Here is a 24,264-nt window from a genome sequence, read left to right as displayed (position 1 = left end):
CGAACGCGGGCGCGGCGGCGCCGGGGCGGGGCGGCGGTCAGCCGCGCGGACGTGCCGTGTCCGCCACGGTCCAGCGCTGGTTGGGCCCGGAGTTCGGCCGCCAGACCGAGACCGCCGCGCCGTCGTGCGTGGCCTGCCCGGCCACCTCCAGCAGCCTGCCGTCGGCGGCGTTGACCAGCGTCCAGGAGCCGTCACCCGTGGTGGACGCGATCCACTGGGCGGCGGGGTCACGGCGCCGCTCGTCCTCCAGCACCACCGAGCCGCCGCGAACGGCCAGGCGCCGACCGTCCACCGCGCTGGTGAGCGTGTGGCGCCGGCGGTTGTCGCCGGCCTTCGGGCTCTCGGGAACCGGCTCCAGCCGCCACAGCTGGTCGGCGCGGCCCGGTTCCGCGGCGCGGATCACCACGCCGGTCCCGTCGTCGGAGACGGTGAGGGCCTTTCCGCTCTGCACGCCGCCCAGCCGGTAGGTGTGCCCCTTGCGGATCGACGCGGCGTCCTTCGCCACCCCCGAGACGCCCTCGACCAGGAAACTGGTCACCGACTCGGCCGGCACGGTGTACGCGGCCCGGCGGTCGGTGACACGGACCGGGGCGTGCCGCACCAGCGCGCCGTCGGCGCTGGTCACCACCGGGGTCACCGTGGCGTCCTTCGCGACGCGACCGAACTTCGACAGGTCGAGGGCGACCGTCCGCGGCTCGGCGGAGTCGTTGACGTGGACGACCGTCGCGCCCCCGTCCGTGACCGCCGCGACGCTGGAGGTGTCGTCGACCTTCACCAACCGGTCGCCTGGGCGGATGTGGTGGGTGAAGTTCCTGGCGGTGTCGAACTTGGTGTTGGTGCGGATCGGGCAGGTCTCCAGGGTGTCCTCGGCGGTGCAGTCGAAGGGGATCTGGATGCTGCCCCAGTTGCCGCCCTCGGGGGACTCGCCGCCCGGCTTCATGTTGTCGTAGTCCTCGACGGGCTGCCAGAAGACCCAGGCGCTGGGCTCCAGTTCGCGCAGGTCGTCGACGATGTGCCGGGCGAGGCCCAGGCCGGGCGCCATGGACTCGAAGTCCTGGCCGCCGCCCCAGCCGCCCTCCACCTCGCTCATCCACAGCGGCTTGTCGGCCGCCTTGGCCAGATCGCGGACGGTGGTGCGACCGCCGGTGCCGTAGGTGTGGACGTTCAGCTGGGCGACCTTCTCGCGCACGTCGCTCGGGTAGGACTCCCAGTTGCGCGCGAACGTGGTGGGGTTGGTCTCGTCCATCGCGGAGATCACGGCGTCGGTGTCGGCGCCGTCCAACTCCTCCGCCAGCGCGCGGATGACGCGCTGCTGGAGCTCGGGGCCCATGTGCGCACCCTCCTGACGTCCGCCGACGGGTTCGCCGTCGGGGCCCAGGCGCGTGCTCCAGTAGGGGGTGTTGGGCTCGTTGAACGGGTCGAGGGTGTCGACCTCGATGCCGTGTGCCTCCTCCAGCCGCTCCACCGCGCCCACGAGGTAGGCGGCGAAGTCGTCCACGGAGTCGCTCCTGAGCTGGTCCGCGTTCGGGTCGAAGCCTCCGGAGACGTACCCGCTGACGGTCATGAACCACGGCGGGGAGTTGCCGAACGCCTCCCAGTGGTCGACCTCGTCCTTGACGCGCTCCACCCACCAGCGCTGGGTGCGGTCCGCGTCGGGGTTCCAGTCGGCCGGGTCGTCGGCGCTCCACCAGTCGACGTCCTCGCGGGTGGTGCCCTCCGGAGCCCGCCACCAGCCCTCCACGGCGCCCCCGGCGCGCAGGTAGTCCGCCACGTCGGGGGCGTTGCCCCCGCCGATGTTGTAGCGGGCGATGTTCAGGGCCAGCCCGTCGTCGCCGAAGACCAGTTCGGCGAGTTCCTCGCGGATCTCGTCGGGGTAGTCGCCGGTGGCGTTGGCGAACCACACCAGGCTGGTGCCCCAGCCCTCGAAGGCCCGGTGGGCGTAGGACGGGTCGGGGGTGACCGTGACGGCTCGCGCCGCGGCCGCCGGACGTGCCTCGGCCCGGGGCGCGGGGCCGGCCGCCAGGACCGCGCCCGCGGTGAGGGCGCCGGCGCCCAGGAAGGCCGTCAGGCGCCGGATCGTGCCGGGTGGTTTCATCCTTCGGTCCTCTCGTGTCGGTCGTGCGGATGTACCGGGGCGTCCGGCGTTTTGGCGCGTCCCACGCGCCGCCGGGGTCCGCCGCGCGGGGCCCACGGCCCGCGCGGCGGACCACCGCCCGCCTCGCTCCGTCAGGGGGCGCCGGGGGTTCGGCGCAGGACGGCCACGCCGCGCGGGGCGAGGACGAGCAGGCCGTCCCCACCATCGCCACCGTCCCCACCGTCCCCACCGTCCTCGCGGTCCCAGCCGTCGGCCGTGCGGGCCGCCAGCACCTCGCCGGTGACGCCGGGCAGCTCCACCGGCTCGTCGGTGCGGTTGACCAGGAACCAGTACGCTTCGCCGTCCCGCTCGCGCACCGTCAGCTCCACCCGGCCGCGAGCCGGCTCCGGCAGCTCACCGGTCACTCCCGCGGCGTCGAGCAGCCGCGCCAGGACGCCGGTCAGACCGTCCGCGCCGAGCCGGGTCGACACGTACGCGGCCGAGCCGTCGCCCACCCGGCGGCGGGTGATCGCGGGCCGGCCGGCCTGTTCGCCGGTCCGGTAGGAGGCGAGCACCTCCACGTCGGGGCCGGTGGCGGCGATGCGGTCCGTCCACAGCGTTCCGGTGGTGCCGTCGTCCAGCTCGACGGACTCGCCGTCCGGCAGCGGGTCGAACTCCTCGACGCGGATGCCGAGCAGGTCGCGCAGCGGTCCCGGGTAGCCGCCGAGCCAGGCGTGGTCGTTCTCGTCGACGATCCCGGAGAAGTAGGTGGTCACCAGGTGTCCGCCGCCGGTGACGTAGCCGGTCAGCTCCTTGGCCAGCCGGCCGGGCACCATGTGCAGCACGGGCGCCACCACCAGGTCGTAGCGGTCCAACTCGGTGCCCAGGGGGACGACGTCGACCCGCACTCCCAGGGCGAGGAACGCCGAGTACCAGTCGAGCGCCTCCTGGCGGTAACGCAGCAGGTGGGTGGGGTGGGAGTCCTGCTCGACGGCCCACCACGACTGCCAGTCGAAGACGATCGCCGCCCGTGCGGGGGAGCGGTCCGACCCCACCACCGGGGCGAGGTCGCGCAGTGTGCGCCCCAGGTCGGTGACCGCGCGGAACAGGGCGCTGTCGGCTCCGGCGTGCGGCACCATCGCCGAGTGGTACTTCTCGGCCCCCGCCGCCGACTGGCGCCACTGGAAGAAGCAGACCGCGTCGGCGCCGTGCGCGACGTGCAGCAGCGAGTCGCGGGCCAGTTCGCCGTCGCGCTTGGCCCGGTTGATCGGCTGCCAGTTGACGGCGCTGGTGGAGTGCTCCATGAGGAACCACGGACGTCCGCCCGCGATGTTGCCGGTCAGGTTGGCCGAGAACGACAGCTCGTCCAGCGCCTGCGGCCCGGGGCGCACGTAGTGGTCGTTGGAGACGAAATCCACCTCCGCCGCCCAGTCGGCGTAGTGCATGGCCCGGGACTCGCCGGTGATCATGAAGTTGGTCGTGACGGGCACCTCGGGGGTGACGCGGCGCAGCACCTCGCGCTCGGCGCGCAGGTGTTCCTTGAGCGCGTCGGAGGAGAAGCGCTTGAAGTCCAGTTGCTGGGTGGGGTTGGGGTGGGAGGCGGCCAGCCGGGGCGGCAGGACCTGTTCCCAGTCGGTGTACCGCTGCGACCAGAACGCCGTTCCCCAGGCGTGGTTGAGGGCGTCCAGGGTGCCGTAGCGCGAGCGCAGCCAGGCGCGGAAGGCACGGGCGGCGTCGTCGGAGTAGTCGTAGACGTTGTGGCAGCCCAGCTCGTTGTTCACGTGCCAGGCCACCAGCGCGGGGTGGTCGCGGTAGCGCTCGGCCAGCGCGGTCACCAGGCGCAGCGCGTACTCGCGGAAGACCGGCGAGGTGGGCCGCCAGTGCTGGCGGGCGCCGGGCCACACCGTCTCGCCGGCCTGCGTGACCGGCAGCACCTCGGGATGGGCGGTGGTGAGCCACGGGGGAGGGGAGGCGGTCGCGGTGGCCAGGTCCACGGCGATGCCGCCCGCGTGGAGGAGGTCCATCACCTCGTCCAACCAGCCGAAGTCCCAGGTGTCCTCGGCCGGTTGGATGCGTGCCCAGGAGAAGATCGCCAGCGAGACGACGTTGACGCCCGCCTCGCGCATCAGCCGGACGTCCTCGTCCCACACCTCGCGCGGCCACTGGTCGGGGTTGTAGTCGGCGCCGTAGGCGAACCCCGGCGCGGTGCCGTCGTCCGGGCGGCGCAGCATCGGGGGCAGGGGGGTGTGGGTCATCGTGTTCCTTCCGGGAAAGGGATCGTGCCGGACGGTGACGGGGCGGTCGGGCCGGGGCGTGGAGGAAGGCCGGCGGAGGTCACTCGTTGACGGTGAAGCCCTGCTCCCTGCCGTACTCGACACAGGAGCGCTGCCACGCCTTCAGCCCTTCGGCCAGCGGTTCGTCGGAGACGTAGGCCTTGCCGACGGTGTCGTTGAAGACGGAGTTCGCGTAGACCTGGTAGGGCAGGTAGCTCCAGCCGTCGGAGACGTTCGCGGAGGACTCGGCGAAGATCTCGTTGGCCTTCTGGCCGCCGAAGTAGTCGAACTCGGTGCCGAGGAACTCCTCGGACTCCAACTCCTCGGTGGTCGCGGGGAAGGCCCCGGCGTCGACGCGGGCCCGCACGCCGTCGCCCGTGGTGGCGTACCGGGCGAAGGCGTAGGCCAGTTCCCTGTTCTCGCCCGCCGTGGGGAGAGCCAGCCCGCTGCCGCCGTTCTCCGCGCTGTCGGAGGCGCCCTCCTTCCACTGCGGCAGCGGTGCCACGCGCCAGGAGCCGGAGCCCTTCGGCACGCCGGACTCGAAGTTGGCGGGCATCCAGGCACCGGCGGCCAGGGTGGCGATGGTGCCGTCGGACAGGCCCTGGTACCACTCGTCGCTCCAGGAGGTGACGGGGGCCAGGAGGTCCTCGTCGAGCAGCTTCTGCCAGGTCCCGGTGTACGCCGTGGTCCCCTCGTCGGTGAAGTCGATCGTCACGTCGGTGCCGTCGGTCCGGTAGGGGCGGCCGCCGGCCTGCCAGATGAGACTGGTGGCCAGGCCCGGGTCTCCGGTGTCGTTGGCGATGTACACGTCCGGGTCGGCCTCGTGCAGGGCGCGTGCCGCGTCCACGTACTCGTCCCAGGTGGTGGGCACCTCGACGCCGTGCTCGTCGAAGACGTCCTTGTTGTAGAACAACGCCATGGGACCGGAGTCCATGGGCAACGCGTGGACGCCGCCGGAGGCCCGCACGGCGTTCCACGGGCCGGGCGAGAAGGTGCCGTCGAACTCGTCCGCGCCGAAGGCGGCGAGGTCGTGGACGGACTCGGTCAGCGCGAACTGGCCCAGGGCGAAGTACTCGATCTGCGCGACGTCGGGCACGCCGGAACCGGCCGACATCGCGTTCTGCAGCGCGGTGTAGTGGTCGTTGCCGGTGCCGGCGTTGACCAGTTCGACGTCGACCTTCGGGTACTTCTCCTCGAAGTCGGCGGCGACCTGTTCCAGCGTGGGCTCCCACGCCCACACGGTGATCGAGCCGCCCTTCTCCAGGGCCGCGCGGACGTCGGAGGCGGAGACCTCGCCGCCGGAGTCGTCGCCGCCGGAGCCTCCGCACGCCGTCGTGCCGAGGACGGCGGCGCACAGCAGTCCCACACCGCGCATCAGGCGGCGCGTCGTGTTGGTCATGGGGTCCTCACTTCGTTGTCGGACGCGGAGGGAAGGGACGGATGGGGGGCGGGGGAGGGAAGACAGGGGTGCCGGGAGTGGGGGAGGGGGCACGAGGGCGCGGGCCGGGCGGCCGAAGTGGCCTACTCCTTGACGCTTCCGGCGGCCAGCCCCGACTGCCAGTAGCGCTGGAGCAGCAGGAACGCGGCGATCAGCGGGACGATGGTGAGGAGCGATCCGGTGATCACCAGGTCGAAGATCGCCTCACCGCCGGCCGTCGATGCCTGGGAGTTCCAGGCGTCCAGCCCCAGCGTCAGCGGGTACCAGTCGGGATCCTTGATCATGATCAGCGGCAGGAAGTAGTTGTTCCAGGTCGCGACCATGGTGAACAGCGAGACCGTGACGATGCCCGGCCCCAGCAGCGGCAGGGCGACCCGGAAGAAGGTGCGCGCCTCGCCCGCCCCGTCGATGCGGGCGGCCTCCAGCAGTTCGGTGGGGACCGCCTCGCTGGTGAAGACCCACATCAGGTACAGGCCGAAGGGCGAGATCAGCGAGGGGACGATCACCGCCCAGGGGGTGTTGGTCAGGCCCAGCCCGCTGAACATCAGGAAGGTCGGGACGGCCAGGGCGGTCCCCGGCACCGCGACGGCTCCGATCACCACGGCGAGGACCGCGCGCCGGCCGGGGAAGTCGAACTTCGCCAGACCGTAGCCGCCCAGCACGGCGAGGAACGTGGCGCCGCCCGCGCCCAGGACGACGTACAGGAGCGTGTTGAACAGCCAGCGGACGAAGACGCCGCCGTCGTAGGTCAGCGTCCGGGTGATGTTCTCCCACAGCGCGAAGTCCCCGTCGAACCAGAGCCCGAAGGAGCCGAACAGGCCCTCCTGGGTCTTGGTGGCGCTGACGATCAGCCACACCAGCGGAACCAGGCTGTAGAGGAGCACCAGGCCGGTGAGGAGCGTGAGCGTCACGCTGCGGCGCGGGCGGTCCGCCGAGTGGCGCCGGCGGCGCGGTGCGCGCAGCCGCGCGGCGGAGCGGGCGCGGCCGTCGGGAGTGGACCGCGTGGTGGACAGGGTGGGGGCCGGGGCGCTCATCGCGTCTCACGCCTCCTTCCGCATGCCGCGCAGTTGCACGGCGTAGGCGACGGCCATGGTGATCAGGCCCATGACGACCGCGACGGTCGCCGCGTAGTTGTGCTGCTGCCCGGAGAAGGACAGCGAGTAGGTGTAGAGGTTGGGGGTGTAGTCGGTGGTGACGGCGTTGGGCGCCAGGTTCCGCAGGATGCTCGGCTCGTTGAAGAGCTGGAAGCTGCCGATGATGGAGAAGACGGTCGCGATCACCAGCGCACCGCGGAGGGCGGGGAGCTTGATGGCGGTGATGACGCGGAGTTGGCCGGCGCCGTCGATCTCCGCGGCCTCGTACAGGGAGCGGGGCACGACCCGCAGCGCGGAGTAGAGGATCAACATGTTGTAACCCGTGAACTCCCAGGTCACGATGTTGCCGATGGCCGCCAGGACGAGGTCGGGAGAGAGGGGGTCGGGCAGGGAGACGCCCAGGGCGTCGTTGATGTCGCCCAGCAGTCCGAAGCGCGTGCCGTACATGAAGCCCCACATCAGGGTGGCGACCACGGCGGGGACGGCGTAGGGCAGGAAGACCGCCATTCGGAAGAAGTCCCTGCCGTACAGCCGGCCGCTGTCGATCGCCAGCGCCACCAGCAGCGCGATGCCCAGCATGATCGGCACCTGGACGCCCAGGAAGAGCGCCACTCGGCCGACTCCTTCCCAGAATCTGGGATCCGTCAGGGCCCGCTGGTAGTTCTCCAGGCCCACGAAGACGGTGCCGCCGATCATCCGGTCCCGGAACAGGCTCAGGTAGAGGGAGTAGGCGATCGGAGCCAGGAACACCAGGCCGAAGACGGTCATGAAGGGGCCGACGAAGCCCCAACCGGTCCAGGTACGGGCGCCGCGCCTGCGCCGCGATGTCGCGGGGCCCGCCGTCGCGGGCAGTGGCGTCGTCATGGTCGTCTCTCGCCCCTCGTCTCGCTGGGTGCCCCGGCCGCGTTCGGTCGACGGGCTCGTTCGACGGGATGTTTGCGCAAACATCACCGCCCTGACGGATCGATCGAAGAGGATGTTTACGCAAACATCGGTTGGCGTGATATCTACACTGCACCGGTACGAGGGTCAAGGGGTGCGGCGAGGGCCCGCTCCGGAACGAGGGGACGCAGCGTCGATGGAGGGCAGCGCGGACACCACGCGGGAGAACGGCGGACCGGCGATCCCGGACGGAACCGTTCCGCCGCGCCGCAGACGGGGCGCGTCCATGGCGGACGTGGCCCGGCTGGCCGGGGTGTCCGCGCAGACCGTCTCCCGGGTCTCCAACGGCTACCCGGGCGTCACCGAGGAGACGCGGCAGCAGGTGCTCGCCGCGATGCGGAAGCTCGGCTACCGGCCCAACAGCGCCGCACGGGCCCTCAAACGGGGCGAGTTCCGCACCATCGGCGTCATCCTCTTCAACCTCTCCACCACCGGCAACGTCCGCACGCTGGAGGCCATCGCCGGTTCGGCCGCGCAGGAGGGCTACGCCGTCACGCTCCTGCCGGTGGCCGTACCCACCAGGGACGAGGTGCGCGGCGCCTTCACCCGGCTGGGAGAACTCGCGGTGGACGCCGTCATCGTGATCATGGAGGTCCACCTGCTGGACGCCGCCACGGTCTCCCTCCCGCCCAACGTGCAGGTGGTGGTGGCCGACTCCGACGCCGGCGACCGCTACAGCGTCGTCGACACCGACCAGGCGGGTGGCACGCGCACGGCCGTACGGCACCTGCTGGACCTCGGGCACCGCACCGTGTGGCACCTGGCCGGTCCCGAGGAGTCGTTCGCGGCACAGCGGCGCGCCGCCGCCTGGCGCGCCACCCTGGAGGAGGTCGGACGCGAGGTCCCCGAACCGGTGCGGGGTGACTGGTCGGCGGAGTCCGGATACCGCGCCGGACTGCGACTCGCGGACGAGCCCGGCTGTACCGCCGTCTTCGCCGCCAACGACCAGATGGCGCTCGGCCTGCTGCGTGCCCTGCACGAGAAGGGCAGGCCCGTTCCGGAGCAGGTCAGCGTGATCGGTTTCGACGACATTCCCGAGGCGGGCTCGTTCGTGCCGCCGCTGACCACCGTCCACCAGGACTTCGCCGAGGTCGGCCGGCGTTGCGTCCGCGGCGTTCTGCGACAGATCCGCGGTGAGACGGCCGAGCGGGGCACCACACTGGTCCCCACGCGTCTGGTCGTCCGGGATTCCACGGCCCCACCGCCGGCGCCGGAGCGGTGACCGGCGCCGGCGGGGAGTCAGTCGCCGTCCCCGGCGGGCCCGGTGTCGGCGTCGACGTCGTACCAGTCGTCCGCCAGCAGCCCGGCGTGCGACGGCTGCACCCCGGCCTGCACCGTGCCGTCCGCGGTGACGAACCGCAGATGGGCGGCGAGCCTCCGGCTGCGCCCGTCCGGCGAGACACAGGCCGACTCCGGCTCCAGATAGACGTACTTGCCGGGTTGGATCCAGCTCCGGCGGGCCATGCGACGACCGTCCCTCAGTAACTCCAACGCTGCGGAGAAGTCCATGTCGTCGAGCGTAGCCGTCCCGTGGAGAGGGGCTTGAAGCGAAGCCGACGCATGTGCTAGGGGAAGTGCTGCCGGCTGTCCGGGCCGTGTGCGCGAGGAACGAGCGCGACCCGGTGTGAGTGATCGACGTCATGCCCGCCGTGGGCCGCCGAGCCCGCCGACGCACGTGAACGCCCCCGACCCCTCCCGAACGGCCCGCCGCTCGCGGTGGCCGTCGCGGTCACGGAATCCTTTGTTCGCCGGCATCGTCCGGCCGGCCATGGACAATGCGGTCATGCGTATCCGTGCCGTGCACCCGGACGAGCTGCCCCTCCTCCAGGACATCGAGAGGGCCGCCGGGCAGTGTTTCCGAGACATCGACATGCCGGAGATCGCCGACGACGAGCCGCTCCCGCTCGACGAGCTCGCCCGCTACCACCACGCCGGGCTGGCCTGGGTCGCGGCCGATGACGCCGACGCCCCGGTCGCCTATCTGATCGCCGACCGCGTCGACGGCAACCTGCACGTCGAGCAGGTGTCGGTGCACCCGGGCAGTGCGCGCCGCGGCATCGGCCGGTCCCTGCTGGACCACCTGGCCGGCCACGCCCTGAGCGTTCGGGCGCCCGCCCTGACCCTCACCACGTTCACCGAGGTCCCGTGGAACGCCCCCTACTACACGCGCTGTGGCTTCCGGCCCCTGGACGACGGCGAACTCACCCCCGGCCTGCGGAGGATCCGCGAACGCGAAGCGGCACACGGCCTGGACCGGTGGCCTCGGATCTGCATGCGGCGGACCCTGTGACACCGCGGCGCCGGGGCCGTGGTGGGCCACGGGGTGCCCACCGCCGACCGCGCCACGGGGAACGCTGGGGGAGCCGGGACGCTACAGGCCGACGACCCCGGACGCCGCCACCACCTCGTAGGCCAGCGTGATCTCGCGCCGTTCGCCGGGCGCCAGACGGAGCGTGTACCGCACCATGCCCTCGGTGTCGACATCCTCGTCGGGCTCCGGACGACACGCCCCTCCACACAACCGCACCTCGACGGTGGAGATCTCGGAGACCGGGACGCGTTCGTGGACCACCACCTCGGTCGCCTCCCCGTCCGGCGACCAGTCGAGCCGGGAGACGAACAGCCGAACCGTCCGCCTGATCACCGTGCGGCGACCGATGCCGGCCGGCCCCGCGGTGCCGCGCTCCTCCTCGACGTGGCGGGCCACCCGGTAGGTGTCCTCGCTGCCGAAGGCCGGCCGGAACTCCTCGCCGAGGCCGACGAACGGCAGCTCGCCGCGTCCGACGAACCCGCTGCCGCGCACCAGGTCCACCGGTCCGGCCAGCAGGACGTGCCCGGCCTCGTTGGTCAGCCGAGCCACCCGCGTCACCAGGGGCGACACCTCGGGAGCGCAGATCGACTCGGTGCGGCACGGCGTGGTGAAGGAGGACAGGGGCACCCGGTGAGGACGCCCGTCGGAGACCACGGTGACGGGCCGCTGAGCGGCCATCACCCGCACCTCGCCGCCGTCGGCCGGACCGGGCAGCTCCGCCGGACCGACGTCGGGCCCCTCCGGCTCCGAGCCGGCCGGCCGTCGACCATCGACCGTGCGGACCTCCTCCTCGCGCAGATCGACCTCGACCGTGCGCCGCTCCTCGGCCGTGCGGTCGCGCAGGACGAGCACGTCCTCGGTCAGGGCCGGGGGGTTCGCGGCGAGCGTCGGCCGGGCGGTGGACAGCGCCAGCCGTACCCCGCTCCAGTCCTCCCCGGTGCGCTGCCACACCACCGCGTCGGACTCCAACCGCACCGACCGCTCGTCCCCGGCCAGTGTCGCCCGGTAGGCCGGCCGCCACAGGGCGCAGGGCACCAGGTGGACCACGCGCAGCACGGCGGGTCCGGCGTGGTCGGCCTCGACGACCACCTCCACGGCGGCCGTCAGCCGCTCCGGTTCCTCCTCGGTGCGACGCAGGGCCTCACGGGCCTCTTCCAGCTCCTCCTCCAGACGGCGCACGCGGCGCAGCAGCAGGCGCAGCTCCCCGTCGCGCCCCATGATCTCCGCGTCGATCCTCCGCAGCCGGTCCGCCCAGCGCCCGGGGTCGGCGTCACCCGCCCCGGCGCTCTCGACGACGTCGCGGTACACCTCGGCCCGGGCCTGGCCGACGATCGCGAGCCGGTTCTCCGACCTCTGTCGCAGCAGGTCCGTGTCCCGCGCCTCCGCCTCCAGGGCGTGCACCCTGTGGCGGAGGGCGGAGGCCTCCTCGTCGGGCCCGTCCGGTCGCGGGGGTGTGTACGTGCGCACCACGCGGGCGTCGACGACCCGCGCGCCGGCGGCCCCGGGGCCGGTACCGGTGAACTCCGCGTGCAGGGAACGATCCACGGCCAACGGTGTCACCGGCCCGACGAGCAGTCGCCGGACCCCCGCGGCCAGCTCCACCGACGCTTTCCGCTCGACCCGGGCACGATCCTCCATACACGTCACGGCGGTGACGGGCAGGGGAACGGGCTCCCGGGCCGCGCCCGATCCGGCGGAGGCGGTCGACGATGTGGTCTCGGTCATGGTGCCTCCCGCTCCCGGTGGTTCCCGCCGATCAATGCCTTGCCGCCCGGTATCCGGATCTCGTACCCACCCCTGAGGACGGTGGTGCGCCCCGGATCCAGCTCCACCCGCCAGACCCTGGCCCCACGCACCAGGCCGCCGCCGTCCCCGCCACCGTCAACGCTGCCGTCCCCGCCGTCCCCACCACCGTCTCCGACGTCGCCGTCGAACGGGCCGTTCGGCACGGCCCAGGGCGGCGTGGCCCGGTGCTCCTCGATCCGCACCTCCTTCTCGGTGCTCACCGGCACACGCTCGCGCACCTCGACCGTCACCCGGTGCGGGAAGTGATTGACGAGCTCCACCTCGACGGTGTGGTCGAGCACCGTCGTCCCGCCGCGCAACCCGGCCGTGGACTCGCGCACGCGTGCGCGCCGTGCGACCCGCACGCTCTCCGCCGCGCCGATCCCGACCCGGCGGCGCTCCCCGGGGGCGAGAGCGGGCAGTGGCGCGGTGAGGAGGAACTCGCCGCCCACGGTGATGTCGGCGGGGCCGGCCGGCAACGCGTGGTGGGAGGTGTTCGTCAGCAGCACCGTGCCGTACACGGTCCGGTCCACCGAGGGGACGCACACGTACTCCGGCACCGTCTCCACCGGCACATCGCACACGGGGACGGTGTGCCAGGCTCCGTCCGCCACCACGTCGACCGGTGCGGCCGTGTCGTAGCGGCGGTGGAAGGAGCCCGCCGAGTGCCGTACGTCCGCCATGGGGAGCACCGTGGGGGCGGGAGGGGCCCACCGCGCGACGGCCTCGGCCCGCCGCCGTTCGGCGGTGTCCGCGTCCGTCACCTCCGGCGCGGGCCGCAGTCTCCCGCGCCGTCCGGGCTCGTCCGGCCCGGCCAGTTCCAGCCGGGAGTAGTCGAGCATGCCGGTACTCGGGACCGGCGGGGGCGGGGAAGTGGCCTCGGGGAGAACGGAGCCGCCCGACGCGGCGGTCGCCCTCGGGGCGCCGTACCCGGCGAACCCGCGCTCCGCCCCGGGCCCCACCCGCCCGGCCCCCGGGGTGACCGCGGCAGGGGAAGGGGCCGTGGAGGCGTCCGGTGCGTGTGGGAGCGTCCCGGCCAGGGGCATCGCGACGGGCGGCACGCCACCTCCCGTCCGGGGCGGTGTGGCGGCGGGCGTCGGGGAGGCGGGCGCAGCCGCGGCGCTCACCGCGGCCTCCACGGGAGGTGCCGGGGCGTGGGGGCGCGGCGCCACGGCGGCGTCGTAACCGGAGAACAGCTCCTCCAGGCCCGGCGGCGGCTCGCGCCAACCGCGCGCCTCGGGCTCCTCCCGACGGCGTCCGATCCGTAGCGACCGCAACCGGGGAGCACCACCGGTGAACCGCGACAGATCGGCGGTGGACAGGGCCAGCCGTACGCCCCTCCAGTCCTCGCCGGTGCGCTGTGCCACGTGGGCCCGCAGCACCAGCGTCCCGTCGCGGGCGGTATCCGCACCGCCCAACCTCAGGTGGTGGACCGGCGACCACGTCGCCCCCGGGACGTGGTACTCGATCTCGAACTCGGCTTCCACGCCGCTCACACCACCGTCCGGGCCGTTCCCGTCGCCGCCCCCGTCCAGCGTGAGCACGGTGGTGACCGACTCCCGAGTCCGCCCGGTGGACAGCGCGCTCGACGCGTCCCGCGACCGGACCGCGAGCACGTCGGCCTCGTGTTCGGCGTCGCGCACCTCCTCCTCCACGGACCGCAGCCGCTCGTGGAGGAGGGCCAACCTGTCGTCCACGAAATCCGCCAGGGCCAGCAGGGACTCCACCGGCGCCCGACGGGGCGGGTCACCGCGGCGAGGTCGCGGCGGGACGGCACGCAGCCCCGCAACCTCGGCGATCTCCGCCCGAATCCCGTCCCGCCTCACCCGCAGGTCCTCCCTGCGATTCTCCGCCTCCTCCAACTCCAGGCGCAGCCGTGGCAGTTCGCCGTCGGGGCGGGGCACGGCCGCTCTCTCCAGCCGTGTGTCCGTCACCCGCAGCCCCGGTGGCCCGGAGACGACCCGGCCGCGCAGCGAGTTCCCGTACGCGGTGACCGGCACCCCCTCGACGAGGATCCGCACGGCCGTGCCCGCCGCGGAGGGCGGTGAAAGCGGTGGAAGGACGCAGCGGGCCCGCCGCACGCACACCGCCCCGACCGGGTGCACCACCACGGACTCCAGCCGGGACTCCACGCGCGGTACGGCTCCCTCGCCGCCCGTCGCGGCCGACTCTGCCGCCATGTCTCCCCCTCACCCGCTCGTCCGCCAGGTGACCGCACCATATCCACCGGACCGGGGAGCCGGACCGGCCTGTGGAAAACTCCGCCCCGACGCCGGGGAGCCCCGAACACACCGACGCCTCGGCTCTCCGAACGCGCGCCTCGTCCGGGCGGAGGATCCGGACGTCGGCCCATCGGGAGCCGTGCCCCACCCGCCCGCAGTCACTCGGAACCACGAGGCGTGGCGCACCCCCGGTCCCCGGGCTTCCGAGACGGGTCCGGGCCGCGGGGCGGGGCCGCCGGGTCGTGCGCCCCAAGGAGGGGCGACAGCCGGTGCTCCTCCTCTCACCCCGAAGGGATCCGCCGCCCTCCCCGCACCCGGCCTCTTTTCAAGGCACCCTCCCGGCTTCTAGGGTCCTCTCCGGAAAGCGCTTTCCATCACTGTCGACACAGAAGGAGCCGGCTCTCCATGCCAGCACCACCCACCGCCCCGCGTCTCCGCGCCGCCGTCGTCGGCACGGGGGCCATCGCCATCGGCGGGCACCTGCCCGCTCTCGCGGCCCACGCCGACGAGGTCGAGTTGGTCGCCGCCGTCGACGTGGACGCCGAACGGCTCGACGCTTTCCGGGCCGAGGCGGGCGAGGGCGTGGCCGGGTACGCCGAACTGGACGAGATGTTGGAACGGGAACGTCCCGACCTGGTCCTCATCGGCACTCCACCCGCCTTCCACCGGGAACAGGTCGTGACCGCGCTGCGCGCCGGCGCCTGGGTGCTGTGCGAGAAGCCGCTGTGCCTGTCGCTGGCGGAGTACGACGCCATCGCCGCCGCGGAGGGCACGGACGGCGGCCCGTACGCGGCCGTCGTCTTCCAGCACCGCCACGGCTCCGGCGCCGTCCACGCCCGCGAGCTGCTGACCTCCGGAGCGCTGGGCAGACCGCTCGTCGCGCACTGCCAGACCACCTGGTACCGCGACACCGCTTACTACTCCGTCCCCTGGCGCGGCCGGTGGGCCACCGAGGGCGGCGGCCCCACCATGGGCCACGGCATCCACCAGACGGACCTGCTGCTGCACCTGCTCGGCGACTGGACCGAGGTGCGCGCCATGGCCGGACGCCTGGTGCACGACGTGGAGAGCGAGGACGTCTCCACCGCGCTCGTCCGCTTCGAGGGCGGCGCCCTGGCCACCGTCGTCAACAGCGTCCTGTCCCCTCAGGAGACCAGCAGGATAAGGATCGACTGCACCGACGCCACCGTCGAACTGACGCATCTGTACGGACACACCAACGACGACTGGGTCTACACCCCCGCGCCCCACGTCGCGGACACCGCCGACGCCGCCGAACGCGTCCGCGCCTGGCGCACCCCCGCCGCCGACCTGCCCAGCTCGCACACCGCCCAACTCGCGGGTCTGCTCGCCGCCCTGCGCGAGGGGGTGCGTCCGCCCGGCAGCGGCCACGACGCCCGCCGGACCCTGGAGTTCACCGCCGCCCTGTACAAGGCCGCCTTCACCGGGCTGCCCGTGCGCGCCGGCGAGATCGGACCCGGCGACCCGTACTACGACGCCATGCACGGCGACCATCCCGACTGGGCACCGCACACCTCCGTGGAGGAGAGCCGATGAGCGCGCCGATCACCGTCACCCACGCCCACGGCGAGCGGATCTCGGTCGCCTGCGGCGGGACCGAGCTGATGTCGTACGTCTACCGACCCGACCCGGACCCCTTCGAGTCCCGCAAGCCCTACGCCCACCCGCTGCGCACCCTGGCCGGCCACACCGTCACCGGTTACCGTCCCAGCGACCACCGCTGGCACAAGGGGCTGCAGATGACGGCCAGCCACCTGTCCGGACAGAACTTCTGGGGCGGCAACTCCTACGTCCACGGCCGCGGTTACCTGCCGCTCCACGACCGCGTCGGCCGGATGCGGCACGACGCCTTCGACACCGTCGAGGCCTTTGGGGACCGGGCCTCCTTCACCGAGCGCCTGACCTGGATCGAGAACGGCGGCCGGGAGTGGGCGCGCGAGACGCGGACCGTCGAGGCGCACTCGGCCGAACCGGAGGAGGGCGCCTGGGCGTTGGACTGGTCGATCCGTCTGCTCAACACCCACACCGAGACGCTGCGCTTCGGCTCCCCGACCACGGCCGGGCGCGAGATGGCCGGCTACACCGGACTCCACTGGCGCGGTCCGCGCGACCTGACCGGCGGTGACGTGTTCGGACCGGACGGCCGCGGTGGACGGGGGGAGGCCGGAGCCGCGGAGATGATGGGCACCCGGGCACCGTGGCTGGCGTTCACCGCTCCGCGTGACGGTGTGGACGCGCACAGCACCCTGGTCTTCGCCCACGCGCCGGAGAACGACGACGCGATCCACCCCTCCCACTGGTTCGTGCGCTCCGAGCCCACCCCGGTCGTCGCCGTCTCCTGGGCGTTCTTCGAGGAGTTCGAGCTACCCCCCGGGGAGGAGTTCTCCTACCGCTACCGCGTGGTCGTCGCGGACGGCGCCTGGGACCGCGACCGCGTGGAGGAGTGGCTGGGGGCGCACGGGTGGTGAACGCGGCGCGGGACGAGCCGTCCCCCGCCCCGCTACCGGGCGCGGTCGGTCTCTCCCACCTCGAAGCCTACGACTGGGAGGCCGCCGACGGAGTGTGCGGCGGCAGTCCGCACGTCCACCTGGTCTGCACGGAGGCGTACGTCGTCACCGGCGGCCGCGGTGCCGTGCAGACGTTGACGATCGACGGGTACCGGGAGACGGATCTCGTGGCCGGGGCGGTGGTCTGGTTCACGCCCGGCACCGTGCACCGCATGGTCCAGCGGGACGGACTGAAGGTCACGGTGCTCATGCAGAACAGCGGCCTGCCCGAGGCCGGCGACGCCGTCTTCACCTTCCCGCCGTCCGTCCTGGCCGACCCCGAGCGGTACGCGGCGGCGGCCTCCCTGCCCGCGAAGGAGGGGCTCGTGGCGGAGGAGGCCGCCAGGCGCCGCCGGGACATGGCCGTCGAGGGCTACCTCCCGTTGCGGGACGCCCTGCGGGCCGGCGACGCCGGGCCCCTGGTGGAGTTCCACCGGGCGGCGGCCCGGCTCGTCGCGCCCCGGGTGCCCGACTGGGCGCGCCTGTGGCGTGCCGGTGCTCTCGCCGCTGCCGAACGCACCGGCGCCCAACTGGCCGCCCTCGGCGCGGGCGACGTCGCCCACCTGGCCGAGGCGAGGGTGGAGGCCGCGATGCCGACCCGGCGCGGCGGTTACGGGATGTGCGGGCGCCGCGCGGAGTACGAGATCCCCGGCGCCACCCTGCCCTACCACGGCGAGTGAATGGCCCGGTGGGGTCTGCCGGACGGGCCGGCAGACCCCACCGGGCCGGTCGCCGGGGTCGCGAGCCTCCGGGCCTCCGGGCTTCCGAGCCCCCCGGGGCGCCGACCGCTCGGCCGGGACGGGGTTCGGAACGGTGCCGGGGCGGGGGGATACTCAACCGATGCAGCGCGACGAGGCGCTCCCCCACGCACACCTCACCAGCTCGCCGTTCCCGCACAGGAGTCCCGACATGGCCGTGCCGCAGGGCCCCCTCGACCACCGTTACCGGGGCGAGCACCCGGTCCGCACCCTCACCTACCTCTTCCGGCAGGAACGCGGCCGGATGGTGCTCGGCACCCTCGCGTTCCTCGTCAAGCACAGCCCCACCTGGCTGATGCCGCTGATCACCGCCAACGTCATCGACATCGTCGTCCACCGCGGACCGATCCTGGACCTGTGGCTCAACGCCGGCCTGCTGCTGCTCACCCTCGTCCTCAACTACCCCTTCCAACTGCTCTACATCCGCTGCTGGTACGGCAGCGCCCGCCGTACGGGCAACCGGATGCGTTTCGCGCTGTGCGAGCGCATGCAGCAGCTCTCCATCGGTTACCACTCACGCGTCAGCGCGGGCGTGCTCCAGACCAAGGTGGTCCGGGACGTGGAGAACGTCGAGACGTCCGTCCAGCAGGCCGGCGACCAGGGACTGTCGGCGCTGGCGACGCTCGTCGGCGCGCTGGCGGTGATCACGCTGCGCACCCCCGCCTTCCTGCCGGTCTTCCTGCTGGTCGTCCCGGCCGCCTCCGCGCTGGTGGTGTGGCTGCGCGGACGACTGCGCTCCTACAACGAAACGTTCCGCCAGGAAGTGGAGCACCTCTCCTCACGGGTCAGCGAGATGACCACCCTGATCCCCGTCACCCGCGCCCACGGACTGGAGGGCACCGCGCTGCGCCGGGTGGACGGCACGCTGCGGCAGGTGTTGGACGCCGGACTGCGGTTGGACCGACTCAACGGCCGGTTCGGCGCCCTGGGCTGGATCCTGCTCAACGCCCTGGGCGTGGGCTGTCTGGTCGGCGCCGCGCTGGCCGCCTACCACGGCCGACTGGCCGTCACCCCCGGCGACGTGGTGATGCTCAGCGCGTACTTCTCCTCCCTGACCGCCGCCGTCACCACCCTGCTGGGCCTCACCCCCGTGATCACCAAGGGGCTGGAGTCGGTCCGTTCGGCGGGCGAGGTGCTGGAGGCCCCCGACCTGGAACAGAACGCGGGCAAGACCGAGGTGACCGCCGTCCGCGGGCGCTTCGACTTCCAGGGCGTCGACTTCGCCTACGACGGCGCCGACCGCCACTCCGTCCGGGACTTCACCCTCTCGGTGCGTCCCGGCGAGACGATAGCGCTGGTCGGTGCGTCGGGCGCGGGCAAGTCGACCGTGCTCAACCTGGTGACCGGCTTCCTGCGGCCCACCTCCGGGCGCGTCCTGTTGGACGGCATCGACATGGAGGAGCTGGACCTGCGCAGCTACCGCCGTTTCCTGTCCGTCGTGCCGCAGGAGTCCGTCCTCTTCGAGGGCAGCGTCCGGGACAACGTCGCCTACGGCCTGACCGGTGTCGGTGACGAGGAGGTCCGCGCCGCGCTGCGGGCCGCCAACGCCCTGGAGTTCGTCGACGGACTGCCCGCCGGCCCGGACACCGTCGTCGGCGAGCGCGGGGCCCGGCTGTCCGGTGGACAGAAGCAGCGCCTGGCCATCGCCCGCGCCCTGATCCGCGACCCCAGGGTGCTGGTGCTGGACGAGGCCACCTCCGCGCTGGACTCCCGCTCCGAGGCGCTGGTCCAACAGGCGCTGTCGCGGCTGGTGCGCGGCCGGACCGTCTTCGTGGTGGCCCACCGGCTGTCCACCGTCCGGGGCGCGGACCGCATCGTGGTGATGGAGGAGGGCAGGATCGCGGAGATCGGCACCCACGAGGAACTGTTGCGGGCCGGCGGCCGCTACGCGGAGCTCCAGGCCGTCCAGTCCGTCTGACCCGGGCCCCCGGGCCCCCGGGCGTCGGTGCCGGGCCCGAGCGCCGTGCGAGGTGTCCGCGCACCGCGGATCAGGTGCGCTCCTCCAGGTCGCGCCGGGTGTCGTCGCCGTACACCCCCTCCTCGTCGCCGCGCACTCCGTACCACTCCTGGTAGCGGGCGACGGCCTCGGCGACGGCGGCGTCGTACCGACCGTCGACGCCACCGTCGGGGTAGACGTGGGGGATCTCCGACAGCCGTTCCTGGAGCTCCCGCACCGCGGGCCCGGTGTCGCCCTGTCGCAACACGTCGGGGTCGGCGGCCCGTGACGGTCGGGACGCGGGCGACGGGACGGACACCGGCGGCGCGGGGGCGGGGGTCCTCGGGGAGGCCCCGGACGCCGGTGCCCCGGACGGCGGTGCGGTGCGCGGCTTCGGCGGCGGCGTGGACGGGACCCGTGCCGTCGGGGAGGGCACCGGGGCGACCGACGCTCCCCCCTCCGGCGCGGAGGTCGTCGTGGGAGGGGCCTGGGCCAGGCCGGCGGGTCGGCCGCCGGAGGCGGGCGTCAGGACGCCGGAGGCCAACAGCAGGCCGGCCAGGGCGGAGCCGATGGTTCCCGTGGTCAGGATCAGGGAGACGGCACGTGGCCCGCGCTGCCCGCTCAGGAACCCTCCCCCCGCTTCGGGGAGCGCGACGGAACCGGCGGCGGGGTCGGTTCCGTGTCCGGCTCCGTGCCCCTCCCCGCCCGGAGGGCTCACCCGCGCGTCGTCCCACGGGCCCAGGGACCGCGCGGGCCCGGCGGCCGGGCGGTGGAACGGCGGTTCCCGGTCGGAACGGATCGCCATCTCCCCCTCCTGTTCCTCCTCGCCCTCCCCCGTGCGGAGGGACACGGAAGGCCGCCGGGGCGCGAGCCGCGCCGGGTTCCGGGGCCGGGACGGCACCCGCCGCGGATCGCGTCACACGGTGTGCGGCCGCTCACGGATGGTCCTCCGCCGACCATACTCGTTTCCGGTCGTGCGGGAGCCGGTCGCGCGACTTCTACCGCCGCGCGGGCCGCTCCCGCCGTCCCGCGTCGGAGGCGTCCCCGCCGGTGTCGGACGCGCCGAGCGCGTCGAGGTAGACCCACGCGCCCTCGTGGCGCGCGAAGCGGCTGTGTTCCTCCAGGACCTCCGGGGCCCCGGGGCGTCCTCGTTCGGTGTAGTGGGCGCGGAAGGCGACGGTCCCCTCGGTGTGGAAGGGGCTTCCGCCGGTGGTGGAGAGGATCTCCAACCGTCGCCACCGTACGTGCGGATCGAGGTCCAGACGGGTGGGCCGGGTGTCGGGGTGCCAGGTGCGCAGCAGGTATCCCCGGTCGCGCACGGCGAAGGCGCTGTAGCGGGAGCGCATCAGCGCCTCGGCGGTGGGGGCGGGGGAGGGGCCCCGGTGGTACCGGGCGCAGCACTCGCCGTAGGGGGCGGACAGGCCGCAGGGGCAGGGGGCGGCCGGATCGGTGGCGGTGGGGGCCGGTGCGGCCGGTCGCGGGCGTGATCGACGTCGGGACATGTCCCCATGGTGACGGCCGCGCGGGGATCCGCGCGGCCGGGGGTGGGAGCCGTTTCCCGTGGGGCGTTCCCGCGGGCCCTACTGAACGGCCGGGCCCGCGTCCTCGGTGCCGGAAAGCTGCGCCAGGTACGTGTGGCACTGGGCGGCGCGGCGGGAGTCCTCCTCCATCACCTTGCGGAAGAAGTCGGCGATCTCCTGCTTGCCGGCGTTCTCGGCGTCGCGGACGTACTGCCCGTAGTCGTGTCCGGCCTTCAGCGCGTGGTACTGCACCGAGATCAGGTCGTAGACGACGTCGCTGAATCCGGTCTCTCCGGTTGCCATCGGTTCACCATCCTCCGGGTCGTGACGTTCGGACCTTCGGGTTTCCCGGGAAACGCGGAGAAAACGGCACGTGCGGAACATGTCCGCCGGGACCGGACGGCGGGGGCGGGTGAAGGGGGGAGCGGGCCCGCCGGACCGCGTGGAGGCGCCCGGCGTACGGGGGGGGGCCACGCCGGGCGCGCGGACCGTCGGAGGCCACCCGTGTCTCACGGGTTCCGATCGCGCGGTGCGCGGTCTCGCTCCGCTCCTCCGCGCCCGGTGGCCGCCTCCGCGGTCCGCCACCATGACACCACGGGCGGCACCGGAGCCGCAGGGCGGACGGGCCGGTGCCGATGGGCCGACCGGCCCACACCCGGCGCGGTCCGATGGTGTCGGTGCCCCGCGACCGGGCGGCTCCGGCCCGGGACACGCCGAACGGGGAGTTTCCCACCCTTGGGGGTGTGAGCGGGGACCCGGTCAGGCGCGAGAACGGACTCGCGCCGGGCGAGGGCGTCCACCACCGGGTGAACCCCGGCAACCTTCCCGCCCTGACGGCCGTCCGCCCCGACGTCTGCGGTCTGGCGAACAACCACGTGACGGACTTCGGTGGCCGGGGGTCGGAGGAGACCCTCGACGCGTGGGCGGGTGCGGGCCGGGACCTCGTCCGGGCCCGGAGTGGAGGTCGCGGTCGGGCCGACGCGGGACGCGGCCGCCGCCCCTGCGAGGGTGGTTCGGGGCCGGATCGGCGGTCGGCGCCACGCGGTGGGACGCCACGCGCTGGTACGTCACGCGGTGGGTGTCCGCGGCGACGACCGGTCGCTCGGGCGCCGGCGGTGAGGCGGGGTCAGACCGTCCGCGTCGGGCGGCTGTTGTCGACCGCCAGGGAGACGGCCAGCGCGCCGAGGACGGACCCCATGACGTACCGCTGCACGCGGAGCCAGGAGGGGTGCCGGGCCAGGAAGGCGGCGATGGTCCCGGCGGCCAGGACGATCGCCAGGTTCACGACCACGCTCACGACGATCTGCACCGCGCCGAGGGCGATCCCCCGGACGAGGACGTGGCCGCCCCGCGGGTCGACGAACTGCGGTATGAGCGAGAGGTACATGATGGCGATCTTGGGGTTGAGCAGATTGGTCACCAGTCCCATGGCGAAGAGCCGGCGCGGCGGATCGTGCGGGACCTCGCGCGTGGCGAAGAGGGAGGTCCCGCCGGGGCGGAGCGCCTGCCAGGCGAGCCAGGCCAGGTATCCGGCGCCGGCGAACTTGACCGCGGCGTACAGTCCGGGCACGGCCAGGAAGACCACCGACAGGCCGAGGTTCGCGGCCGACAGGTAGACCAGGAAGCCGAGGGCGACCCCGCCGAGGGAGACGATTCCGGCACGGCGTCCCTGGGTGATGCTCCGGGACACCAGGTAGATCATGTTCGGCCCGGGGGTGAGGACCATTCCCAGGGAGATCGCGGCGACGCCGAGCACCTCACCCGCTCCGAGCATGACAGTGCCCTCCGTCTTCCCTTCCGGGGTCGTGGCCACCGAGCGTATGCACTCTCCTGGCGAAGTGCAATAAAGGATATTGCTCTCGGATCAATGGTGTGGTTGGTTGGGTGCCGGCAATGTCGGCGGAACCAGGAGCGGTGTGTGGAGGACTACCGGCGGATCGCCGACGGGGTGGCGGCGGACATCGCCTCGGGGCGGCGCAGACCGGGCGACCGCCTCCCGACGCAACGGGAGTTCGCCCGGCTCCACGGCATCGCCAACTCGACGGCGGCGCGCGTCTACCGCGAGTTGGCCCGCCGCGGCCTGACGACCGGCGAGGTCGGCCGGGGCACCTTCGTCCGGGCCGCCCCGCGGCCGTCGAGGACGGCGACGGCCGAACCGGCCGATGACGGGGTCGATCTGGAACTCAACCACCCGGTGGTGCCCGAGCAGTCCGCGCTTCTCGCCGCCGGGATCGTTCCGTTGCTGCGCCCCGGTGTCCTGGAGTCCGCCTCGCGCCCCGTCGGCGTCGCCGGCACGCCCGCGGCCCGGAACACCGCCGCCGCCCTCCTGACCCGCGGCGGTTGGCGCCCGGAGGCGGATCGGGTGCTGTTCGCCGGCAACGGTCGCCAGGCCATCGCGGCGGCGATCGCCGCGCTGGTCCCGGCCGGTGGACGGCTGGGCGTCGAGGAGTTGACCTACCCGGTGCTGCGGTCCGTCGCGACGCGACTCGGGGTGGAGATCGTCCCGCTCGCGGTGGACGAGGCCGGAGTGGTGCCCGAGGCCGTCGCCGCCGCCCACCGCACCGCGCCGCTGCGAGCCGTCTACGTGCAGCCGGTCGTGCACAACCCGTTGGGCCTGGTGATGCCCGAGCGGCGCCGGGAGGAACTGGCCGACGTGCTCGGCCGGCTGGGGGTGGACGTGGTCGAGGACGCCGTCTGGGGTTTCCTCCGCGACGACCTGCCGCCGCTGGCCGCCCTGCTCCCCGAGCGGACGGTCCTGGTGGACAGCCTCTCCAAGCGGCTGGCCCCCGGCCTGACGGTGGGGTACGCCGTCGCCCCCCGCGCACTGGTGCCCGCCGTCGCCGAGGCACTGCGCTCCGGGGGGTGGGGGCCCGCGCGGTTCGCCCTGGAGGCGGCGACCCGCTGGTCGGCCGACGACGCCGTGGGGCGGGTCGTCCACGCCAAGCGGCGGGACGCCGCCGGCCGCCGGGAGATCGCCGCCCGACGGTTGCACGGCTTCACCGTGCGCGGTGATCCGCTGTCGTACTTCTGTTGGTGGGAGCTGCCGTCGCCGTGGCGCGCCGACGCGTTCGTCGCCGCGGCGGCTCGCCACGACATCGCGGTCACCCCGGCGGCGGCCTTCGCCGCCGACACCGGACGCGCCCCGCGCGCGGTGCGCCTGGCGCTGGCGTCGCCGCCCGTGGACGTCCTGGACCGGGCGTTGACCACCCTCGCCGCGCTCGCCCGCTCCACACCGCGGGACGCGCCCGCCGGATGACCTGTCGGACGACCCGTCGGGGGGATGTACCGGCCTGTCCCGCCCGGCGCGGTCGGAGCCGGCGGAGAACAAACACGTCGACAGCGCC

The 24,264-nt window shown here is 73.6% G+C and carries 19 protein-coding genes and 1 pseudogene; 8 read left to right on the top strand and 12 right to left on the bottom strand.

Features of this window, described 5'->3' with window-relative positions; all coding sequences use genetic code 11:
* Window positions 1–37: 37 nt before the first annotated feature.
* The 5 genes from F0L17_RS01950 to F0L17_RS01930 form a co-directional block, all read right to left on the bottom strand.
* Complete coding sequence (locus F0L17_RS01950; protein WP_155069531.1) at window positions 38–2,095, bottom strand: RICIN domain-containing protein; 2,058 nt, start codon at window positions 2,093–2,095, stop codon at window positions 38–40.
* A gap of 131 nt (window positions 2,096–2,226) precedes the next feature.
* The gene (locus tag F0L17_RS01945; RefSeq protein ID WP_155069529.1) at window positions 2,227–4,329 is read right to left on the bottom strand and encodes a beta-galactosidase; all 2,103 of its coding nucleotides are present in this window, start codon (window positions 4,327–4,329) and stop codon (window positions 2,227–2,229) included.
* Between the two features lie 79 nt (window positions 4,330–4,408).
* Entirely contained in the window at window positions 4,409–5,746 is a 1,338-nt protein-coding gene (locus F0L17_RS01940) for an ABC transporter substrate-binding protein (RefSeq protein WP_155069526.1), read from the bottom strand.
* 122 nt (window positions 5,747–5,868) lie between these two features.
* Window positions 5,869–6,819 (bottom strand): carbohydrate ABC transporter permease, encoded by a 951-nt coding sequence (locus tag F0L17_RS01935; RefSeq protein ID WP_155069523.1) that lies wholly within the window; start codon window positions 6,817–6,819, stop codon window positions 5,869–5,871.
* 6 nt (window positions 6,820–6,825) lie between these two features.
* Window positions 6,826–7,743: a carbohydrate ABC transporter permease gene (locus F0L17_RS01930; RefSeq protein ID WP_155069521.1), complete on the bottom strand. Its 918-nt coding sequence runs from the start codon at window positions 7,741–7,743 to the stop codon at window positions 6,826–6,828.
* Between the two features lie 214 nt (window positions 7,744–7,957).
* Between F0L17_RS01930 and F0L17_RS01925 the strand changes: the two genes are divergently transcribed.
* Complete coding sequence (locus F0L17_RS01925) at window positions 7,958–9,043, top strand: LacI family DNA-binding transcriptional regulator (protein ID WP_420802367.1); 1,086 nt, start codon at window positions 7,958–7,960, stop codon at window positions 9,041–9,043.
* A gap of 17 nt (window positions 9,044–9,060) precedes the next feature.
* Here the strand turns inward: F0L17_RS01925 and F0L17_RS01920 are convergent, their stop codons facing one another.
* Entirely contained in the window at window positions 9,061–9,330 is a 270-nt protein-coding gene (locus tag F0L17_RS01920; RefSeq protein ID WP_155069519.1) for a Thoeris anti-defense Tad2 family protein, read from the bottom strand.
* A 274-nt stretch (window positions 9,331–9,604) separates the two neighbouring features.
* On the opposite strand from F0L17_RS01920, the gene F0L17_RS01915 reads away from it, so the two are divergent.
* Entirely contained in the window at window positions 9,605–10,111 is a 507-nt protein-coding gene (locus F0L17_RS01915) for a GNAT family N-acetyltransferase (protein WP_155069517.1), read from the top strand.
* Between the two features lie 81 nt (window positions 10,112–10,192).
* Here the strand turns inward: F0L17_RS01915 and F0L17_RS01910 are convergent, their stop codons facing one another.
* Both F0L17_RS01910 and F0L17_RS01905 read right to left on the bottom strand, forming a co-directional pair.
* A complete protein-coding gene (locus F0L17_RS01910) occupies window positions 10,193–11,857 on the bottom strand; it encodes a DUF4139 domain-containing protein (RefSeq protein ID WP_155069515.1) in 1,665 nt (554 codons plus the stop codon).
* A complete protein-coding gene (locus F0L17_RS01905; RefSeq protein WP_155069513.1) occupies window positions 11,854–14,097 on the bottom strand; it encodes a DUF4139 domain-containing protein in 2,244 nt (747 codons plus the stop codon). The genes F0L17_RS01910 and F0L17_RS01905 overlap by 4 nt, the downstream gene beginning before the upstream one ends.
* A 447-nt stretch (window positions 14,098–14,544) precedes the next feature.
* On the opposite strand from F0L17_RS01905, the gene F0L17_RS01900 reads away from it, so the two are divergent.
* The 4 genes from F0L17_RS01900 (at window position 14,545) to F0L17_RS01885 (ending at window position 19,382) form a co-directional block, all read left to right on the top strand.
* A complete protein-coding gene (locus F0L17_RS01900) occupies window positions 14,545–15,696 on the top strand; it encodes a Gfo/Idh/MocA family protein (RefSeq protein ID WP_155069511.1) in 1,152 nt (383 codons plus the stop codon).
* Window positions 15,693–16,628: a DUF6807 domain-containing protein gene (locus F0L17_RS01895; protein WP_155069510.1), complete on the top strand. Its 936-nt coding sequence runs from the start codon at window positions 15,693–15,695 to the stop codon at window positions 16,626–16,628. Before F0L17_RS01900 ends, F0L17_RS01895 begins: the two co-directional genes overlap by 4 nt.
* Window positions 16,604–17,386 carry a cupin domain-containing protein gene (locus F0L17_RS01890; protein ID WP_338017915.1) on the top strand — a complete coding sequence of 261 codons (783 nt, stop codon included), beginning with the start codon at window positions 16,604–16,606 and terminating at the stop codon, window positions 17,384–17,386. The genes F0L17_RS01895 and F0L17_RS01890 overlap by 25 nt, the downstream gene beginning before the upstream one ends.
* A 229-nt stretch (window positions 17,387–17,615) precedes the next feature.
* Entirely contained in the window at window positions 17,616–19,382 is a 1,767-nt protein-coding gene (locus F0L17_RS01885; RefSeq protein WP_155073022.1) for an ABC transporter ATP-binding protein, read from the top strand.
* Between the two features lie 70 nt (window positions 19,383–19,452).
* On the opposite strand, the gene F0L17_RS01880 is transcribed toward F0L17_RS01885, so the two are convergent.
* From F0L17_RS01880 to F0L17_RS01870, 3 genes are all read right to left on the bottom strand, one after another.
* Entirely contained in the window at window positions 19,453–20,205 is a 753-nt protein-coding gene (locus tag F0L17_RS01880) for a peptidoglycan-binding domain-containing protein (RefSeq protein ID WP_155069507.1), read from the bottom strand.
* A 193-nt stretch (window positions 20,206–20,398) separates the two neighbouring features.
* On the bottom strand, window positions 20,399–20,902 hold the full coding sequence (locus F0L17_RS01875) for a YchJ family protein (protein ID WP_155069505.1): 504 nt from the start codon (window positions 20,900–20,902) through the stop codon (window positions 20,399–20,401).
* 78 nt (window positions 20,903–20,980) lie between these two features.
* On the bottom strand, window positions 20,981–21,223 hold the full coding sequence (locus F0L17_RS01870; RefSeq protein WP_155069503.1) for an acyl carrier protein: 243 nt from the start codon (window positions 21,221–21,223) through the stop codon (window positions 20,981–20,983).
* Between the two features lie 332 nt (window positions 21,224–21,555).
* Between F0L17_RS01870 and F0L17_RS28495 the strand changes: the two are divergent.
* Window positions 21,556–21,843, top strand: a pseudogene (locus F0L17_RS28495) (CapA family protein); the annotation flags it as partial.
* A 203-nt stretch (window positions 21,844–22,046) separates the two neighbouring features.
* Here the strand turns inward: F0L17_RS28495 and F0L17_RS01860 are convergent.
* The gene (locus tag F0L17_RS01860; RefSeq protein ID WP_155069500.1) at window positions 22,047–22,694 is read right to left on the bottom strand and encodes a LysE family translocator; all 648 of its coding nucleotides are present in this window, start codon (window positions 22,692–22,694) and stop codon (window positions 22,047–22,049) included.
* Window positions 22,695–22,838: 144 nt separating this feature from the next.
* Between F0L17_RS01860 and F0L17_RS01855 the strand changes: the two genes are divergently transcribed.
* Window positions 22,839–24,176: an aminotransferase class I/II-fold pyridoxal phosphate-dependent enzyme gene (locus F0L17_RS01855; RefSeq protein WP_162465665.1), complete on the top strand. Its 1,338-nt coding sequence runs from the start codon at window positions 22,839–22,841 to the stop codon at window positions 24,174–24,176.
* The last annotated feature ends 88 nt before the right edge of the window (window positions 24,177–24,264 follow it).

The sequence above is a fragment of the Streptomyces taklimakanensis genome (assembly GCF_009709575.1).
Taxonomy (GTDB): domain Bacteria; phylum Actinomycetota; class Actinomycetes; order Streptomycetales; family Streptomycetaceae; genus Streptomyces; species Streptomyces taklimakanensis.
The sequence above is the reverse complement of the archived record's forward strand: the minus strand, read 5'-3'. Positions and strand labels throughout refer to the sequence as shown.

What these genes read in the sequence shown, in the direction of transcription:
- F0L17_RS01950 (WP_155069531.1), bottom strand. Translation starts at nt 2,095, where the DNA reads ATGAAACCACCCGGCACGATCCGGCGCCTGACGGCCTTCCTGGGCGCC.
- F0L17_RS01945 (WP_155069529.1), bottom strand. Translation starts at nt 4,329, where the DNA reads ATGACCCACACCCCCCTGCCCCCGATGCTGCGCCGCCCGGACGACGGC.
- F0L17_RS01940 (WP_155069526.1), bottom strand. Translation starts at nt 5,746, where the DNA reads ATGACCAACACGACGCGCCGCCTGATGCGCGGTGTGGGACTGCTGTGC.
- F0L17_RS01935 (WP_155069523.1), bottom strand. Translation starts at nt 6,819, where the DNA reads ATGAGCGCCCCGGCCCCCACCCTGTCCACCACGCGGTCCACTCCCGAC.
- F0L17_RS01930 (WP_155069521.1), bottom strand. Translation starts at nt 7,743, where the DNA reads ATGACGACGCCACTGCCCGCGACGGCGGGCCCCGCGACATCGCGGCGC.
- F0L17_RS01925 (WP_420802367.1), top strand. Translation starts at nt 7,958, where the DNA reads ATGGAGGGCAGCGCGGACACCACGCGGGAGAACGGCGGACCGGCGATC.
- F0L17_RS01920 (WP_155069519.1), bottom strand. Translation starts at nt 9,330, where the DNA reads ATGGACTTCTCCGCAGCGTTGGAGTTACTGAGGGACGGTCGTCGCATG.
- F0L17_RS01915 (WP_155069517.1), top strand. Translation starts at nt 9,605, where the DNA reads ATGCGTATCCGTGCCGTGCACCCGGACGAGCTGCCCCTCCTCCAGGAC.
- F0L17_RS01910 (WP_155069515.1), bottom strand. Translation starts at nt 11,857, where the DNA reads ATGACCGAGACCACATCGTCGACCGCCTCCGCCGGATCGGGCGCGGCC.
- F0L17_RS01905 (WP_155069513.1), bottom strand. Translation starts at nt 14,097, where the DNA reads ATGGCGGCAGAGTCGGCCGCGACGGGCGGCGAGGGAGCCGTACCGCGC.
- F0L17_RS01900 (WP_155069511.1), top strand. Translation starts at nt 14,545, where the DNA reads ATGCCAGCACCACCCACCGCCCCGCGTCTCCGCGCCGCCGTCGTCGGC.
- F0L17_RS01895 (WP_155069510.1), top strand. Translation starts at nt 15,693, where the DNA reads ATGAGCGCGCCGATCACCGTCACCCACGCCCACGGCGAGCGGATCTCG.
- F0L17_RS01885 (WP_155073022.1), top strand. Translation starts at nt 17,616, where the DNA reads ATGGCCGTGCCGCAGGGCCCCCTCGACCACCGTTACCGGGGCGAGCAC.
- F0L17_RS01880 (WP_155069507.1), bottom strand. Translation starts at nt 20,205, where the DNA reads ATGGCGATCCGTTCCGACCGGGAACCGCCGTTCCACCGCCCGGCCGCC.
- F0L17_RS01875 (WP_155069505.1), bottom strand. Translation starts at nt 20,902, where the DNA reads ATGTCCCGACGTCGATCACGCCCGCGACCGGCCGCACCGGCCCCCACC.
- F0L17_RS01870 (WP_155069503.1), bottom strand. Translation starts at nt 21,223, where the DNA reads ATGGCAACCGGAGAGACCGGATTCAGCGACGTCGTCTACGACCTGATC.
- F0L17_RS01860 (WP_155069500.1), bottom strand. Translation starts at nt 22,694, where the DNA reads ATGCTCGGAGCGGGTGAGGTGCTCGGCGTCGCCGCGATCTCCCTGGGA.